13 protein-coding genes and 3 pseudogenes are annotated in these 16127 nt (G+C 70.9%); 5 read left to right on the forward strand and 11 right to left on the reverse strand.

Annotation, left to right across the window (positions count from 1 at the left end):
- Positions 1 to 534: 534 nt before the first annotated feature.
- The 9 genes and pseudogenes from ACWC9T_RS12970 to ACWC9T_RS13010 form a co-directional block, all read right to left on the reverse strand.
- On the reverse strand, positions 535 to 1707 hold the full coding sequence (locus ACWC9T_RS12970; protein WP_449821098.1) for an ABC transporter ATP-binding protein: 1173 nt from the start codon (positions 1705 to 1707) through the stop codon (positions 535 to 537).
- Positions 1708 to 1876: 169 nt separating this feature from the next.
- Positions 1877 to 2707 (reverse strand): carbohydrate ABC transporter permease, encoded by an 831-nt coding sequence (locus tag ACWC9T_RS12975; protein ID WP_449821099.1) that lies wholly within the window; start codon positions 2705 to 2707, stop codon positions 1877 to 1879.
- Positions 2704 to 3636: a carbohydrate ABC transporter permease gene (locus ACWC9T_RS12980; RefSeq protein WP_449821100.1), complete on the reverse strand. Its 933-nt coding sequence runs from the start codon at positions 3634 to 3636 to the stop codon at positions 2704 to 2706. Before ACWC9T_RS12980 ends, ACWC9T_RS12975 begins: the two co-directional genes overlap by 4 nt.
- Positions 3633 to 4796 (reverse strand): ABC transporter substrate-binding protein, encoded by a 1164-nt coding sequence (locus ACWC9T_RS12985; protein ID WP_449821101.1) that lies wholly within the window; start codon positions 4794 to 4796, stop codon positions 3633 to 3635. The genes ACWC9T_RS12980 and ACWC9T_RS12985 overlap by 4 nt, the downstream gene beginning before the upstream one ends.
- 199 nt (positions 4797 to 4995) lie before the next feature.
- Complete coding sequence (locus ACWC9T_RS12990; RefSeq protein ID WP_449821102.1) at positions 4996 to 6234, reverse strand: cytochrome P450; 1239 nt, start codon at positions 6232 to 6234, stop codon at positions 4996 to 4998.
- A gap of 56 nt (positions 6235 to 6290) precedes the next feature.
- Positions 6291 to 7685, reverse strand: coding sequence for an NAD(P)/FAD-dependent oxidoreductase (locus tag ACWC9T_RS12995; RefSeq protein WP_449821103.1), 1395 nt, complete (start codon positions 7683 to 7685; stop codon positions 6291 to 6293).
- Positions 7675 to 7911, reverse strand: coding sequence for a ferredoxin (locus tag ACWC9T_RS13000; protein WP_449821104.1), 237 nt, complete (start codon positions 7909 to 7911; stop codon positions 7675 to 7677). Before ACWC9T_RS13000 ends, ACWC9T_RS12995 begins: the two co-directional genes overlap by 11 nt.
- Before the next feature lie 236 nt (positions 7912 to 8147).
- Positions 8148 to 8354 (reverse strand): annotated as a pseudogene (locus ACWC9T_RS13005) ((2Fe-2S)-binding protein); the annotation flags it as partial.
- Positions 8355 to 8361: 7 nt separating this feature from the next.
- Positions 8362 to 8949: pseudogene (locus ACWC9T_RS13010) on the reverse strand (FAD binding domain-containing protein); the annotation flags it as partial.
- 169 nt (positions 8950 to 9118) lie between these two features.
- Here ACWC9T_RS13010 and ACWC9T_RS13015 point away from each other — a divergent pair.
- Entirely contained in the window at positions 9119 to 9574 is a 456-nt protein-coding gene (locus ACWC9T_RS13015; protein ID WP_449821105.1) for an SRPBCC family protein, read from the forward strand.
- 1018 nt (positions 9575 to 10592) lie between these two features.
- A complete protein-coding gene (locus ACWC9T_RS13020; RefSeq protein WP_449821106.1) occupies positions 10593 to 11759 on the forward strand; it encodes an alanine--tRNA ligase-related protein in 1167 nt (388 codons plus the stop codon).
- A gap of 458 nt (positions 11760 to 12217) precedes the next feature.
- Here the strand turns inward: ACWC9T_RS13020 and ACWC9T_RS13025 are convergent, their stop codons facing one another.
- A complete protein-coding gene (locus ACWC9T_RS13025) occupies positions 12218 to 12646 on the reverse strand; it encodes a hypothetical protein (protein WP_449821107.1) in 429 nt (142 codons plus the stop codon).
- Between the two features lie 584 nt (positions 12647 to 13230).
- Between ACWC9T_RS13025 and ACWC9T_RS13030 the strand changes: the two genes are divergently transcribed.
- Both ACWC9T_RS13030 and ACWC9T_RS13035 read left to right on the forward strand, forming a co-directional pair.
- The gene (locus ACWC9T_RS13030) at positions 13231 to 14046 is read left to right on the forward strand and encodes a hypothetical protein (RefSeq protein ID WP_449821108.1); all 816 of its coding nucleotides are present in this window, start codon (positions 13231 to 13233) and stop codon (positions 14044 to 14046) included.
- A gap of 130 nt (positions 14047 to 14176) precedes the next feature.
- Entirely contained in the window at positions 14177 to 14443 is a 267-nt protein-coding gene (locus ACWC9T_RS13035) for a CGNR zinc finger domain-containing protein (RefSeq protein WP_449821109.1), read from the forward strand.
- A 141-nt stretch (positions 14444 to 14584) separates the two neighbouring features.
- Here the strand turns inward: ACWC9T_RS13035 and ACWC9T_RS13040 are convergent, their stop codons facing one another.
- Positions 14585 to 14803 carry a CGNR zinc finger domain-containing protein gene (locus ACWC9T_RS13040; RefSeq protein ID WP_449821110.1) on the reverse strand — a complete coding sequence of 73 codons (219 nt, stop codon included), beginning with the start codon at positions 14801 to 14803 and terminating at the stop codon, positions 14585 to 14587.
- Positions 14804 to 15432: 629 nt separating this feature from the next.
- Between ACWC9T_RS13040 and ACWC9T_RS13045 the strand changes: the two are divergent.
- Positions 15433 to 16127 (forward strand): annotated as a pseudogene (locus ACWC9T_RS13045) (hypothetical protein); the annotation flags it as partial.

The following is a 16127-nucleotide window of genomic DNA, read 5'->3' on the forward strand; positions in this document are numbered from 1 at the left end:
GGCAGGGACAGGAACCGGTGCGACTGACGACGAATGCCAAGTTGCCAGACCGGATCGACCCTCGCCAAGACCCCCTCGCTACGATCCGCCGTCGTGTTCATGGACGGACGGCGTCGGTCCGCAGAGGCGGACTGCGCAGCATCCAGCCCTGCTGAGCTGCGCAAATGTCGCGATCGGGGTCGCGGACAGCGTCGGCGCGCGGCCACTATCGTCCATCGTGGACCTTTTTCCGTGTGAGCGGGCTCACGGTTTATGTCATGGTTTGTCCGATTTGTCGGCTACTGACCGAACTGCCGCCGATGCTCTGGGTGCCGGCGACCTCCCTGGACCGAGACCCGCGTCACACTCCTCCTGCGTGGGAACGGTACCGAAGGACACCCCCACAGTCCCCCGGCCGGCGCGACGGCAGGGCGGGGCGGCTGTCGGGTCTGCTCCCCCAGTACGCGCCTCACCCCTGGTGCTGCCGTTCACCGTGCACCCGGTGCTGCTCGTCGCGTCCTTCGGTCGCGGGCTGCTGGGGTTGCGTGGGTCAGCTCAAGGGCTGATGAGGTTGGTGCCGTTACGAGGGTCGAAGACGTGAATTCGGGGTGCGTTGATCCACAGGTCCAGGTGGGCGCCCTCGGTGGCACGAGTGGCGGTGTTGAGCCGGGCGACCACCCGGTGCTCCTGGGCACCGGTGTCGGCCCGGCCGAAGTCGGCGGCGATCTCGGCAAGGTCCTCGGAATGGGCGGGCCCCTCGCTCTCGGTGAAGTGCACGTACACGTCGGAGCCGACGGATTCGCGGATGTCGACGGTGACGGTGCAGACGGGGCCCGCGCCGTGGTCGTCGACGAGGGTGGCGTCCTCGAAGTCCTCGGGGCGGATGCCCAAGATGACCTCGCGCGGCGCGTTGGCCCGTTCCAGGGCGCGGCGCTTGCAGTCGTCGAGGGGGAGGTCGCCGAGCGAGGTGCGCACGGTGTTCTGTTCCAGCGTGGCGGTGAGGAAGTTCATGCCGGGGGAGCCGATGAAGCCGGCGACGAAGAGGTTCACGGGTGCGTCGTAGAGGTGTTGCGGTGAGCCGACCTGTTGGACGATGCCGGAGCGCATGACGACTACGCGGTCGCCGAGGGTCATGGCCTCGACCTGGTCGTGAGTGACGTAGACGGTGGTGGTGCCCAGGCGTCGCTGGAGGGCGGCGACCTGGGTGCGCATCTGGACGCGGAGTTTGGCGTCGAGGTTGGACAGCGGTTCGTCCATCAGGAAGGCTTCGGGGTCGCGGACGATGGCGCGGCCCATCGCGACCCGCTGGCGTTGGCCGCCGGAGAGGTTGGCGGGTCGGCGGTCGAGGTGCTCGGTCAGGTCGAGGATGCGGGCGGCCTCCTCGACCTTGGCCGCGATGGTGGCCTTGTCGACCTTGGCGAGGCGCAGCGCGAAGCCCATGTTGTCGCGGACGCTCATGTGTGGGTAGAGCGCGTAGCTCTGGAAGACCATGGCGATGTCGCGGTCCTTGGGGGCGCGGTCGTTGACGATCTGTCCGCCGATGCTGAGGGTGCCCTCGGTGATGTCCTCGAGTCCGGCGATCATGTTGAGGGTGGTGGACTTGCCGCAGCCGGAGGGGCCGACGAGGATGACGAATTCGCCGTCGGTGATGGTGAGGTTGAAGTCTTTGACGGCGAGTGCGCCGTCGGGGTAGCGCTTGGTGATGCCGTCGAGGACGATCTCGGCCACGGTTCGCCTTCCTGGTCCGCCTGGTGGGGCGGTCTCATCTGAGGCCTCCAAGGAGGCCCCGGTCTTGGGGCCGGGGAGGAATTGGATTGCCCGCGTAGCGGGTCGGGGATGGGCAGGCCGCCGCCAAGGCGGTATGCCAATTCCGGCAGGTGACTGCGTGTCATGCGGCTCAGCCTTTGACTGCGCCGGCGGTGAGGCCGGCGACGATGCGGCGCTGGAACAGCAGGACGAAGATCACGATCGGGATGGTGATGACCACCGCGGCGGCGGCGATGGATCCGGTCGGCTGCTGGAACTGGGAGCTGCCGGTGAAGAAGGCGATGGCCGCCGGCACGGTCCTGGCCGAGGTGGTCGAGGTCAGCGAGATGGCGAACAGGAAGTCGTTCCAGCAGAAGATGAAGACGAGGATGCCGGTGGTGAACACTCCTGGGGCGGCCAGCGGTGCGATGACCAGCCGGAAGGCCTGCCAGGGTGTGGCGCCGTCCACCCTGGCTGCCTTCTCGAGGTCCCACGGGATTTCGCGGAAGAACGCCGAGAGGGTGTAGATCGCCAGCGGCAGCGAGAACGTCATGTACGGGATGATCAGGCCGGCCCAGGTGTCGAAGATGCCGAGCAGGCGCTCGATGTTGAACAGCGGCGAGACCAGGGAGATCGGCGGGAACATGGCGATCAGCAGGGAGACGCCGATCAGCAGCCGCTTGCCGGGGAATCGCAGGCGGGCCACCGCGTAGGCGGCCATGGTGCCCAGCACGACGGCGATGGTGGTGGCGATCGCCGAGATGCCGATCGAGTTGACCAGGGCGCGGGTGAACTCCGAGGTCTGGAAGATGCCCCGGTAGTTCTCCCAGGTCCACTCGCGCGGGATGAAGTCGCCGTCGCTGAGGGTGCTCGGGTCCTTGAAGGAGAGGGCGACGATCCACCATAGCGGGAACAGCGCGTACAGCACCACGATCAGGTTGGCGGCGCCCCAGCTGGTCAGGGTACGGGTGCGGCTGCTCATCGGCGCTCCGGTTCGCCGCCCGGCGCGGCGGCGCCGAAGACCTTGATGAAGACGAGGGCGATGACCGCCACGCAGAGGAAGATCAGCACCGAGATCGCCGACCCGATGCCCAGGTTCAGGGCGGTGAAGAGGTTGTCGTAGCCGAGGATCGACACCGAGCCGGTGCCGTTGGAGCCGCCGGTCAGCACGTAGATGTTGTCGAAGATGCGGAAGGCGTCCAGGGTGCGGAACAGCAGGGCGACCAGGATCGCCGGCTTCATCAGCGGCAGCACCACCAGGCGCAGCCGCTGCCAGAACGTCGCACCGTCCACCATTGCCGCCCGGACGGTCTCCTCGGGCACCAGTGCGAGGCCCGCGAGCAGCAGCAGGGCCATGAAGGGGGTGGTCTTCCACACCTCGGCCAGGATGATCAGGCCGATCGCCTGCCACTGGTCGGTCAGCGGGGCGCTGCCCTCCGGCAGGAGCGCGGCGAGGTAACCGACGCCGGGTGTCCAGGCGTACTGCCAGGAGTAGGCGGCGACCACGGTGACGATGCCGTACGGGATCAGCACCGCGGTACGGACGGTGCCGCGGCCGAACACCGTGCGGTGCATCACCAGGGCGAGTGCCATGCCGAGCACCAGCTCGATCGCCACCGACACCAGGGTGATCAGCACGGTCACCCACAGCGCCTGCCGCCAGAACGGCGAGCTGAGCACCGCGCCGTAGTTGGACAGCCCAACCCAGTGCGCCTGCTGCGGGAACCGCAGGTCGTAGCGCTGCAGCGACAGGTAGATCGCGTACGCGATCGGGTAGGCGGTGACGGCCAGCATCACGACCGTCGCGGGCGCGCACAGCAGCAGGCCCAGCCGACGCTCCTGGCGGGCGCCCTCGGTGAGCTTTGCGGTCTTCTTCCCGGCCTGGTCGCCGAGTGCGGTGGCAGGTGTCACGGGATCAGTCCCTTGGAGCCGAGGGCGTCCTCGATCTGCCCGCGCAGGTCCGCCACGGTGTTCTCCGGACGGATGTCGGCGGGTGGCGAGAGGGTGTGCGTGATGGCGATGGACACGTTCTGATAGGCGGGGGTCTGCGGCCGCACGCTCGCGTTGTCCAGCGCGGCCAGCACGTCCGCGGCGAACGGGTAGCTCTCGGTGAGCTCGGCCGCCTGGTACAGGCTGCGCAGCGACGGTGGCAGGCCGCCCTTCAGCGCGTTGGTCAGCTGGTTCTCGCGGTCCCGCAGGCACAGGGTGGCCTCGAACGCGAGGTCCGGGTGCCGGCCGTACGCGCCCACGGCCAGGTCGATCCCACCGATGGTGACGGTCGCCGGACGACCGGGCACCACCGACGGGTACGGCGCCCAGCGCAGGTGCTTGAACAACTCGGGCTGATTGGCCTTCATCGACGGGTAGACGAACGGGTAGTTGAGCTCGAAGGCGGCCGTCCCCGACTCCATCGCCAGCCGGTTCTGGTCCTCCATCTGGTTGGGCAGCGAGGGGTCGGCGGCCACCGACGTGGCGGTGTCGTGCATCACTCGCGCGGCCAGCACCGCAGGCGGACCGAGCGAGGGGGCCTGCGCGTCCGGGGTGAGGATCGAGCCGCCCGCACTGGTGACCAGGGTGTTGAACCACACCGTCAGGCCCTCGTACTGGGCCCCCTGGATCTCCACGTGGTGCGGCTTGCCTTGCCTGGCCAGCGCGTCCGCCTGGCCGAGCATCTCCGTCCACGTCCCCGGTGCCTTCGTCACCAGGTCGTCCCGGTACCAGAGCAGCTGCGTGTTGGAGTTGTACGGTGCCGCGAACAGGCGCCCCTGCCAGGTCGCGGTCTGCACCGCCGCCTCGAGGGTGTCCGCGGTGGCCCGCTTCTTCGTCGTGCCGGTCCACTCGCGGATCCAGCCGGCCTCCGCGAACTCCGCCGGCCAGGTCACGTCCAGGCCGAGGATGTCCACGTCCGCGTCGTGCGCGGCCATCCGCCGCACGAGCTGCTGGCGCTGCCCGTCGGCGCCGCGCGGCAGCTTGTTGTACTTGATGGTGTATCGGCCACCGGACTGCCGGCTACAGCGGTCGGCCGCCTGCTGGAGCGCACCCGAATCATCCGGGAAGTTGTACCAGTTCAACGTGGCCGGCCCGCTCTGCCCACTGCTCCCGCATCCCGTCAGGCCCGACGCGAGCACGAACAGGCCTGCAGCGGCGGTCAGCCGCCGTGAGCGGGACCTGCGGATACCGGGCATCGCTCTCCCGACATGGAGATGGACGGACCCGCCGACGGTAGCCGAGCTGTGGGCGTTCGGCGGCGGCGTGCCGGGGCACCGTGGCTTACGGCTTGAGGCCGTCGAAGGCGATGCCCAGGTGCCGGGGGCCGCGCAGGACCGCGTTCTGGCGGTACGGGGGCGGATCCTCGACCAGGCGGGGGTTGTCGAGCCGGCGGACCAGCTCGGTCAGCGCGATCTGCGCCTCCAGCCGGGCGAGGGGGGAGCCGAAGCAGTTGTGGATGCCGCTGCTGAATCCCAGGTGCTGGTTGTCGGGCCGGTCGGGGATGAACCGGTCGGGGTCCGGAAAGCGTTGCGGGTCCCGGTTGCCGGAGGCGAGCACCAGCCAGACCTGAGCGCCCTTGGGGATGGTGGTCCCCGCGATGTCGATGTCGGTCAGCGTGGTCTTCTGGGGCAGCAGGTGCACCGGCGGTTCGAAGCGCAGCAGTTCCTCCACCAGCGGGGCGATCAGGTCCTGGTCCTCACGGAGCCGCTTCAGGACGTCGGGGTTGCGCAGCAGGGTGAGCATGCCGTTGGTGATGAGGTTGACCGTGGTCTCGTGGCCGGCGATCAGCAGCAGGATCGAGGTGCTGACGATCTCCACCGGGGACATCCGGTCGTCCGGTCCCTGGCCGGTGGCCATCGCGGAGATCATGTCGTCGCGGGGCGAGCGACGGCGGTCCTCGATCAGCTCGGCGAGGTAGGCGGCGAGGTCGGTCTGCGCCTGCCGGACGGCCTGTTTCTGCGCCTCGCGTTCTTCGGCCGAGCCGCGGACGGGGTCGACGCTGGCGGCGATCGTGTCGGCCCATCCGTGGAAGCGGGGTTCGTCCTCGCGGGGAATCCCCAGCAGGCGGCAGATCACCGTGACCGGGAAGGGATAGGAGAAGTTGTCGACCAGGTCGATCCGGTCCCGGTCCCCGAAGCCGTCGATCAGCTCGGACACGATCTCGCCGAGCTCGCCGCGCATCTCGTACACGCGCCTCGGGGTGTGCGGCGGCCCGAACGGCCGCATCGCGAGTCGGCGCAGCCGGTCGTGCTCGGGCGGGTCGACCCTGAGGAACGGAGGGGGGAGGTCCGGGTTCTCCTCCCGGCCGACGAGCTTGGCGGCCTCGGGGTTCAGGTTGCGCAGATCGGAGCTGAGCCGGGGGTCGTGGAGCAGGCTGCGGATCTCCCAGTAGGTGCTGACCAGGTAGGGGCCGTCCTCGTCCCGGACCACCGGGGTCCTGCGGAGCTCGGCGTACAGGGGGTAGGGGTCGGCGCGGTTGGCGTAGTCGGTGATCTGGCGCAGGAGCGCGACCGACGTCATTGGCGGTTTCCTTCCGGATTCGTCGGCCGAGGGCCGCCCGTGGTGGCAGGCCTCGGTCAGGCGTGTGCGGGGGTGAACGTGAGGCGCTGGTCGGTCGGCGAGTAGCCGCTGATGGTGACGGTCGGACCGTGGCTGGGGAGCGAGGGGTCGGGGAACCGGGCCGGCACGGGCTGCATGCCCTCGGGGCGCCGGTCGACGGTGGGGTACTCGGGCGGGAAGAGGGCGGCCTGTTCGATCTGCCGCTGGTAGAACTCCAGCCATTTCGCCTGGTCGAAGGTGACGGCGGCAATGATGCGGCCCTGGTAGCCGTAGACCGCGGTGAAACGGCGGTCGGCCAGCGAGCCCTGGGTGACGATGATCTCGTCGGCCATCGGCGGAACGCCGACGGACTTGATGTTGATGCCGAACTGGGCGGACCAGAAGTACGGCGTCCACACGTGCGGGCGGCGGTCCGCGCTGGCGCTGATCATGTTGTGGGCCGCGACCTCGGCCTGCGCCACCGCGTTGCCCCAGTGCTCCAGGGAGAGGAACTGGTAGCCGAACAGCGGGTGGGGGGAGCGTGCGACGTCACCGGCGACGAAGATGTCGTCGGTGACGATGCCCCGCACGTCGAAGGCCCGGCAGCCGGCGTCGCAGGCGATACCGCGCGGGCCGGCGCCCAGACCCGAGCCGGCGAGCCACTCGGTGTTGCGCGTCGCACCCAGGCAGACGACCGCCACCTCGGCCTCGATGTCGCTGCCGTCGGAGAAGTGCGCACGCCTGAGCCGCCCGGCGGAGTCCCCCTCCAGACCGGTCACCGTCACACCGCACCGCAGGTCCACGCCGTGCTCGCGCTGCAACTGGGCGGCCACCTCGCCGACCACGCCGCCGAGCGCACCCACCAGGGGCGCCGCGCCGCGCTCCGCGACGGTCACCTCCAGCCCCCGCTCCCGGCAGGCGGAGGCGATCTCCGAGCCGGTGAACCCCGCACCGATCACCAGCACCCGGCGCGGCCCGGCGCCCAGGCGGCGGTGCAAGCGGGCGGCGTCGTCGCTGGTGCGCAGCAGGAAGACCCCGTCCAGCTCGGCCTCCAGCTCGTGCGCCCAGGGACGGGCGCGGACCCCTGTCGTGATCAGCAGCCGGTCGTACTCCACCGAGTCGCCGTCGGCCAGGCGCACCACCTTGGCCGCCGGGTCCAGTCCGGTGGCCGCGACCCCGAGCCGCCACCGCGCGTCCAGCGCCCGGCGCCGGGGCAGCAGCGTGCCGTCGGCGGGCACCCGGCCCAGCAGCACCTGCTTGGACAGCGGCGGCCGGTCGTACGGCTCGTAGGGCTCGTCACCGATCATGGTCAGCGTGCCGGTGAAACCCTCCTCGCGGAGCGTCTCGGCGGCCCGAAGACCGGCGAGGGAGGCACCCACGATGACGATGTGCCCCTCCCGCCTGAGCTTCTCCAGGGAACCGTCAACCGACATGGGGTACACCCGCTTTCCCGCCGGCCGGTGCTCCGTCCAGGCACTCCACGGTGATGGCCTTGACGGGGCATGCCTCCGCGGCCCGCAGCGCGTGCTCCCGCTGGGCGGCGTCGGGCATGGGGTCGTACATCAAAGCCTCGTCACCGTGCATGGTGAACACGTCCGGCGCCAGGAACGCGCACTGTGCGTACCCCTGGCACCGGTTGAGATCAACGACAAGCCTCATCATGCCTCCGTTCCGTCGGCAGCCCGGCCAATGCGGTGCGAGACGCCCTGCCTACCGGGCCAGCTCGCACCAGCGGTCCTACCAGCTGCGCTCTGGACCGCGTCCGGGCCGCCACAGCCCCTGCGCCGACGGCCTGACGGATATCCCCCTGACGGACCAGCGGTGCCGGATGCCTCGGCCCGGTCCCCTCCTGAGGGTCACGGCAGTGTCCAGAACTGGGTCGTGACGAGGTAGGGCGTCACCTCGTGACCGTCCGCGCGGAACGCGGGGGTGATGCAGCTGTGCACCGGATCGCCGTCCAGCCACACCGTGCACGCGCCGCAATCGCCCGCGTCGCACCCCTTCTTGACGCCGAAGTGACCGATCGAGCGGAGGAGGGTGCGCAGGCACTGACCGGGTTCCGGCTCTTCGTCGAAGCTCCTGCCGTTCACGATGGAGGTCATGCCGGGCCCCCGCCATGAGTTCGTGACGAATTTCCTCGGTGAAGTGCTTGGTCAGGTGGCGCCGGTGTTCGGGGGTCCCGTTCGGATCGGCGAACCAGACGTCGGCGGGGATGACATCGATGCTGTGCTGAAGAGTCCGTGCGTCGGGCATGCTGTCGAAGGCGATCCGCACCGGCCGCGTGGTACCGGCGGTGACGGTGAGCAGCAGGTCGTTCGTCCCGGGCGTCTGGGTGCCGATGAGGAAGACCGTCGAACGGCCGAGGTGGGTCAGCGTGAAGTGGCGGTGCACGGTGCGTTTCCGCAGGGCGCTCGCCGGAATCTTGATGCGGCGCAGGAGTTCGCCGGGTGCGAGGGTGTTGCGGTTGTTACCGGTCACGAAGTCGAGGGCATCGACGACGCGGGTCGACCCGTCGGGAGCCCACAGCGCGTACCCGGCCTCGAGGTCGCAGCCCGTGGCGAGGAGGGTGCCCGCGGTCCGGTCACGCGGCGGCTCGAAGGCCTGCAGGTCGCGGATGGTGCAGGTCGCACCGATCTCCAGGCCTGTGTCGCTCGGAACGAGCGGATCCCAGCCTAAGGACGCCAGGTCGATCAGGCGGGGGCCGATGTCCGAGCTCGGCTGCGCGCGGCCCGGAAGGCCGGGGGTGCACCGGTTGCCGCCACCCGGCACACGGCCCAGATTGGCAGGGACACCGCCTGCGCATTCGCCCCTTTTCGGCAGCCGCTCGGCGGGTCGGCCGACGGGACGGCGTGGAGAGGTGCGGCTAATGAGCACGGTGGAGGAGTCGATCGACGTGGACGTGCCCGTCCGCGTCGTCTACGAGCAGTGGGCGACCTTCGAGGACTTCCCGAAGTTCATGGACGGCGTGGAGGAGGTCAGGCAGCTGGACGACCGCCGTGCCCACTGGCGGACCAGGATCGCCGGGCTGTCCCGGGAGTTCGAGACCGAGGTCGTCGAGCGGGTACCCGATGAGCGGGTCGCCTGGCGCACCACCGGCGAGAGCGTGAAGCACACCGGCACGGTCGAGTTCGAGCCGCTCGGCGCGACCCGGACCCGGGTGAGGATGACCATGGTCTTCCAGCCCACCGGCCTGGCTGAGAAGGCCGCCGACAAGCTGGGCGTGCTCGGCCTCCAGGTACGCGGCGACCTGCGCGGCTTCAAGCGGTTCGTCGAGGACCTCGCTGCCGCGACCGGTCCCCGGCCGTCGCCGGAGGGCAGCTGACGGCGGCGGGTGTGGGCGTGCCTGCGGTGGTGCCGTGCCGCCTGCCGCCTTCGACGTCACGGCCGATGGCCGCGCCCGGGGTCGGTGGCAACCCGGCGACGGCCTCGGGTGCCCGCCCGAGCGCGCTGGGCGACCAGCGGGAACGAGGATCGACGGAAGCCGGGCGGCAGCGGGAGACGGAGGTGCTGACGTGGCCCTGGACCCGAAGCCCGGCCTCCCTCATCGCGCTGGTCACCGAAGGCGGCCTGCCCAGCACCGGGGACCTGAGCGGCCGCGACGCCATGAGCGCCTCGATCAGCGGGGACGGCCGCTACGTCGCCTGCGTCACCGCGCGGCCGCCTGCTGGCGCAGGAGGGCTTTCCGGCGTCGGTGAGGGGCAGTTCGGCGAGGAAGGTGACGTGGGCGGGCTCGTGCCGCGGGCTGCGGCGGGTGCGGACCAGGGTCCTCAAGCACGCCGTCAGCGAGTCGGGTCGCACCCGCAGCAAGATCACCCTCGTCGTCGCCCCCGAAGCCCCCACCTCCCCGACAACCTGACGGCCCACCGCAGAAGCGGGGAGCCCCCGCCGCCCGGGCAGGGGCTCTGGCCGCCGTACGAGCTCAGGGCACGCGGCAGCCGCCACACCGCAGGGCCCGGCCGACCGCGTGCCGGCCCTCGGCCGTCCGTCTCGACGCTCGCTGCCTCTACCTCGGCGTGGTCCGGCGCACGGTCAGTCACCTCGGCGGCGGAGAATCCCGATCCGCCGGGACCGGGCCGGCGACTGCCCGTGAAATTGTGTGGCACGGGGTGCGCCCGTGGCGTTAGCGTCGGAGGCATGGACGTCATGGACCGATGCATCACCGCAGCCGCGCGAGCGACCAGCTCGCCGGTTGCCGCCGCCTGACGACGTCCTTCTTCCCCGGCGACCGGAAACGGTCCGCCGGTGGTGGTTTCGAGGCGTTCTCTCCTTGGTTCCGTTGATCGCGTGGACTCGTTGTCCGGTGCCTCCTCCCCTGGCGCACACGCGAAGGAGCCACCCTCATGAACACCGACCAGCTCGTCCGTACCTTCATCGAGTACTTCGAGGAGCGCGGCCACCGCCGGATCACCGGCTCGACCCTGCTGCCCCCGCCCGGCGACCCGGTGCTGTTCACCACCTCGGGCATGCACCCCCTCACGCCCTATCTGGAAGGGCACCCGCACCCGCTCGGCAGGCGGCTGGTCAACGTGCAGCGTTGCCTACGCACCACGGACCTCGACGAGGTCGGCGACCGCACCCACCTCACCGTCTTCGAGATGCTCGGCACCTGGTCGCTCGGCGACTACGAGGGCCCGCAGAGCCTCGACTGGGGCTACGGACTGCTCACCGACGGGTTCGGCGTCGATCCCGGCCTGCTCCACGTCACCGTCTTCGGCGGGGACGACCGGGTCGGCCCGGACACCGCCTCCCTGGAGCTGTGGCAGGACCGCGGTGTGCCGGTCGAGCTCACCGTCGAGGACAACTGGTGGTCCAACGGACCGACCGGCCCCTGCGGCCCCGACTCGGAGATCTTCCTGTGGACCGGCGACACCCCGCCGGAGTCGACCCCCACCCACGACGACCGTTGGGTGGAGGTGTGGAACCACGTGATGATGCGCCACCGGCGGCTCGACGACGGTTCGCTCGTCCCGCTCCCGCAGCGCAACATCGACACCGGCCTCGGCCTGGAACGGCTCTCCTCGCTGCTGCAGGGCCGGTCGTCGGTCTTCGAATGCGACGTCTTCGCCCCCTGGCGCCACCTCGTCCCGACCCTGTGGCAGCTGGACGAACCGTCAATGCGCCTGGTCTGCGACCATCTGCGCTCGGCCATCGTCGTCATCGGCGACGGCGTCCGCCCGTCCAACACCGGCCGCGGCTACGTGCTGCGCCGCCTGGTGCGCCGGGTGCTCACCGTGCTCCGCCGGGACGACCCGCAGCGCGGACTCGGCGACCTGCCGAACGAGTTGGTCCGGCACACCCTGGACCACTTCCGCCAGGACGTGGACCCGGAGTCCGTGCGCGAGGTGCTGCTCGACGAGGAGCACCGGTTCGGCCGCCTCCTGGAGCGCGGCCGGCAGGTGCTGTCCCGCCCCCGTTTCCGCGGCCCGCTCAGCGAGGACGACCTCCACTACCTCCACGACACCCACGGCCTGCCCCGCGACCTCGTCCTGAACCTGCGGTCGCAGTGACGGGCCGCCCTTCGACAGCCTGAGCACCGGGGCGGGCCGCGCTGACGAGCACTCCCGGAAGGAGCGGCCCTCCTGGTGGTCCGGGCTGACGAAGGCGAAGCCGTGGCCGAAGTTGAGGAGGATACGGATCGTCCTCGCCCGCGGGGCCCGGGTGGGCGCCGTTGTGCGGCCACGGGACCCGATCACGCCCGGGCCGCGGGTGTGTCGGCGGTCAGGGCCTGGCCTGCGTGAAGCGGCCGCCGAGAGAGCGGTGCTCCGGGTCGTCTGCGGGCAGTTCGCCGAGTTTCGTGATCAGGTCGGTGGCGAAGATCTCGGCGTTGTCCGGGTCCGCTCCGCCGACCCTTTCCCCTGACGGGCCCGTACCGTCAATGACGGTGGCACCGGCCGATGGCGGCCCGCCGCGTGCAAGGACAGTGCACGTGGCGGGCCGTCGGGTGTGCGGGGTTGTGGGCCGTGGGTCAGCGCACGGTCACGGTGAACACGGGAGAGGCGGTGTTCCCGCTGATGATGCGCAACTCGTTCAGGCCCTTGATGCCGAGCTTCACGCCGAGGGTGTAGGAGCCGTTGCGGGTCGTGTGCACGGAGGCCGGCAGGGTGACCCACGTGCCGTGCTGCTTCTGCTGCAGGGTCACCGTGCTTCCGGCCTTGAGGCCGGTGGTGGTGCCGGTGACACGGAACAGCTGCCAGGCCTGGACGGACGTGACCGACGGCTTGGCGGTGATGCCGGCGGAGACGGCGGAGACGGCGGAGGCCGCGGAGACGGCCGGGGCGGACGCGACGGAGACGGGCGGGGCGGCCGCCATGGCGGTGCCCGCCGCCCCGAGGACAAGCGCGCTGAGGGTGGCGACGGCGGCCAGGCGCAGGGAGTTCCGCTTGGAGACGATCACAGGTGCACCCCTTTCAGGGGAGGTGGTCGTTCGGCCCGAAGACACGGTCGGCGCGATTCGGGCGCTGTCATCCGGTGGGACGCCTCACTCGACGCCACCGGTTGTGCACGGAACGTCACTGTCATGTAACAGTCGGAAAGGCGCCGGGGTGACGGTCGGCGGTGCGGGCCCGGAAGCGGTCCTGGTGGAACCCATCCCACCCGGATACCGAGCAGTGCTCAGAACATGTGGACCGGCTCTGTGCGGTCGCACCCTCCCGGGCGATGTCCCACTTGCCGTAGAGCGGATTCGCCGGCTGGTCCGGGGCGTCCACGTCTCCCTCGGTCGGTGCCCCCTGACTGCCCTTTCGGCCCTCGCGGGAGCCGAGCGGAGGGCCTAGCCTCGGGCTTTCGGGGCTTTCGGGGCCGGGCGGCGGCGGGGAAGGGCTGGGGAGCGTGCGAAGGACAGTGACCCCCGCGGTGCGGCCGGCAGCTGAGGCAGCTCCGCGGAGGCGTGCGCAGGGTGCGACCCCGGAGCCCGCCGCCGGGAGGGCGCCACGCCCCGCCGAACTCGCGGCCCTCCAGCGGACGGTGGGCAACGCGGCGGTGACGCGCCGACTGCAGCGTCAGGAGGATCCCGGGGGCGGGGAGGAGGCGCGGCGGCACGCCGCCGATCCCACCGTGCACGGCGAGTGGGGCGCGTTCCGCGACATGATGGCCCGGGCCGGCTTCCCCGACGATGTCACGGACGTTGCCTGGCAGCTCGTCCTCGGCGGCATCGCCGAACAGGGACAGCTCAACGACGAGGCCACGGCGAGGTTCACCGAACGCCAGGAACAGCGCGACCACCGCGCGTCGAACAGCTGGTACCAGGAGCTGGTCAAGGTCGTCGGCGACTACCTGCAGATCGACACACCGACGCTGGCCCTCTGGTCGGGCGGCCGGGAGGTCAGCGACTACGCCCGCGCCAAGGGCCACACCCCGCTGGAGTCCACCCCCTTCGGCGGCGTGGTCGACAAGCTGACCCTGACCTCGGACTGGAAGCTCAAGACGCCGATGTGGAACGTCCTGTCCAAGGCGTTCGTGAGCCGCGCCCGCGGCCCCGTCCACATCTTCCTGCGGGCTTACGACCCCGACAGCGTCCTCATCGCGCAGGAGGTCCCGCAACTGCGCGTGGTCATGGCGCTCAACCCGGCGGTGCGGCTCGTCTGGCACCCGACGTACGCCGCGGCCGACGGGAGGCTGATGGAGATCACCGACAGCCTTGAGCTGGCCTCCGACGCGTCCTACCCCACCCGGGACAAGTGCGTGCAGGTCCTCTACGACTACCTCCGGCTCGTCCACGACCCGGCCAACGCCCGCTCCCGGCGCGCCTACGCGGAGATGAGCGCCCGCCTCGCCGCCAACGGCAACCCCCTGTAGCCCTCGGCCCGGTCGCCGTGGACGGGTCAGCGGGCCGTACGCGGGAGGAGGAGGCAGGCGCTGGCGGCCAGGATGGCGGTCGCGGTGATGGTGAGCCAGGGCCGGGGCCGCCGTGCAGGGACTGGAGCAGGTGGGTACCGAGGCCTGCGCCGAGGGGCGATCCGACGGCCCCCGCCAGGCCGAGGAGGCCGAGGGCGCGGCCGGTCCTGCCTCACCCCGGGCCTCCGCCACCGCCCTGGGCAGCCGGTTCGCCTCCCGCCTCGGTCTGTGCTCCGCCCCTGTCTGCGACCGCGTCCACGTCGACGTCTCGCGCAACGGCACCCGCCGCTTCTTCTCCACCGCCTGCCAGAACCGCGTCAGGACCGCCGCCCACCGCGCCCGCACCCAGGGCGCCTGACACTCCGGAGGCGTCCGACCGAAGGTGCCCGGCCGGACCCTGCCGACCAGCAGCCGGGCTATCGACATCGACTGACGGCCGGTCGGCATGACCGCGCCCCGGAGGGACCGCCCCTCCGGGGCGCGTTGCCGTTCGCGGGCGCTACGCCGAGTGGCCGCGCTGGCGGTGGTAGTGGCGGGCGGCGCGGGCGCGGTTGCCGCAGCCGGGGCCGCACCACTCGCGGCGCGGATGGTCCTTGACGAAGAACTGGACGCAGCCCGGGCCGTGACAGGCCCGCAGGCTCGCGGGGCGGCGGCGGACGCCTCCGGTGGAGCCCCGGCGCCCGCCCCGCCGCTCGCCGTCACAAGCCGTTCCGCCCACGCGGAAGTCCCGCTACACTCCCCGCCACCAGGCCGTTGACCAGGGCAAATGCAGAACTCTCACTGGAGTACTAATACTGCAACCGCACTTGATCATGATTGACTTGGCGGGCGATTGATCTTGGGGTGGGGCAGGTCGAGGAGTGGAAGGCGGCGGTGGCGGGGTTGCATGCCCGCTCTGCGTCGCGTTTCACCAGATCGGAGCCGCGAGGGCGGGCGCTGGAGTACATGGCCGGGTTGATCGCCGCTCGTCCCCGCCGGCAACTGCCGGCGTACCGCTCCGGCAGGCGGTCAGTGTGGCGGGAACGGGGCGTGCGGAGTCGTACAGTGCGCCCCGTGCGGTGCAAGTTCCGTGGTCGGAGCGACTGTTGGGTGTGGTGGTGTTCCGAACGTTGGTCCATACAGGTTATTCGATCGGGGGGGTATGGCCTTGGCCGGCCGGTGTAGTTGTAATGGCAGTGACCGACTGTGGGGTGCCCATTCCCCTGTCGGGGCGTCGGGGTGGTGATCGCTTGACGGGTCACCGTCCCCATGCACGGGCACCCTGACAGGTGGAATTCGTCGGCCGTACCATCTGGCGCGGCCGTGTTCGGGCAGCCCCACTCCCGACTCACTCAAGGGGCTGCTCACATGGCAGTAACCATCGTTCCCACCCCCGTGGCGGCGTGTTCCGCCTTCACCGCCACGGCCACCGGCGCGCCCGCGGGGGCCGTCACCGCTGTCTTCTTCTATGACGGCGCCGCCCCGCAGTCGCTGCCGGTGGTCGCCGGCGCCGCCGGACCGGCGACGTTCACGGCTGTCGGCTCCGGCGCGCAGCTGGTCCTGGTGACCTACCTGAATGCCGTCAACACGGTGGTCGGGGCCGACAGCGGCACGGTCACCGTCAACGCGGCGCCGGCCGGGACCATCTCCACGACGCTGTCGATCGCCGTCGGCGGCCTCGTGACCGCCCAGACCACCCTGACCTGCAGCGCCGGCCTGACTTCCGTCAACGGCACCCTGACCTACACCCTGCCGGGCGGGGCCACGGTCACCGCCCCGGTGGTCAACGGCGTGGTCGGTCCGGTCAGTCTGGGACTGTCGCTGACGGCCGGCCAGGCGGTGGGGGTCAGCTTCACCCCCGCCGCCGGCACCTGTGCGGCCTGCACCTTCGCGCCGATCACCGTCACCGTGCCGGCGCCGCCGACCTGTTCGGTGGTCATCATCCAGCCGGTGGTCGGCCCGATAATCGCCGGCCAGCCCACCGTCGTGTCCGCGGTGGTGCTGTGCAACGGCGTGCCCGTTCCGGGTGCGACGGTCACCTTCAACGGCGACGGGGCCACCCC

This window comes from Kitasatospora sp. NPDC001159 (assembly GCF_053598235.1).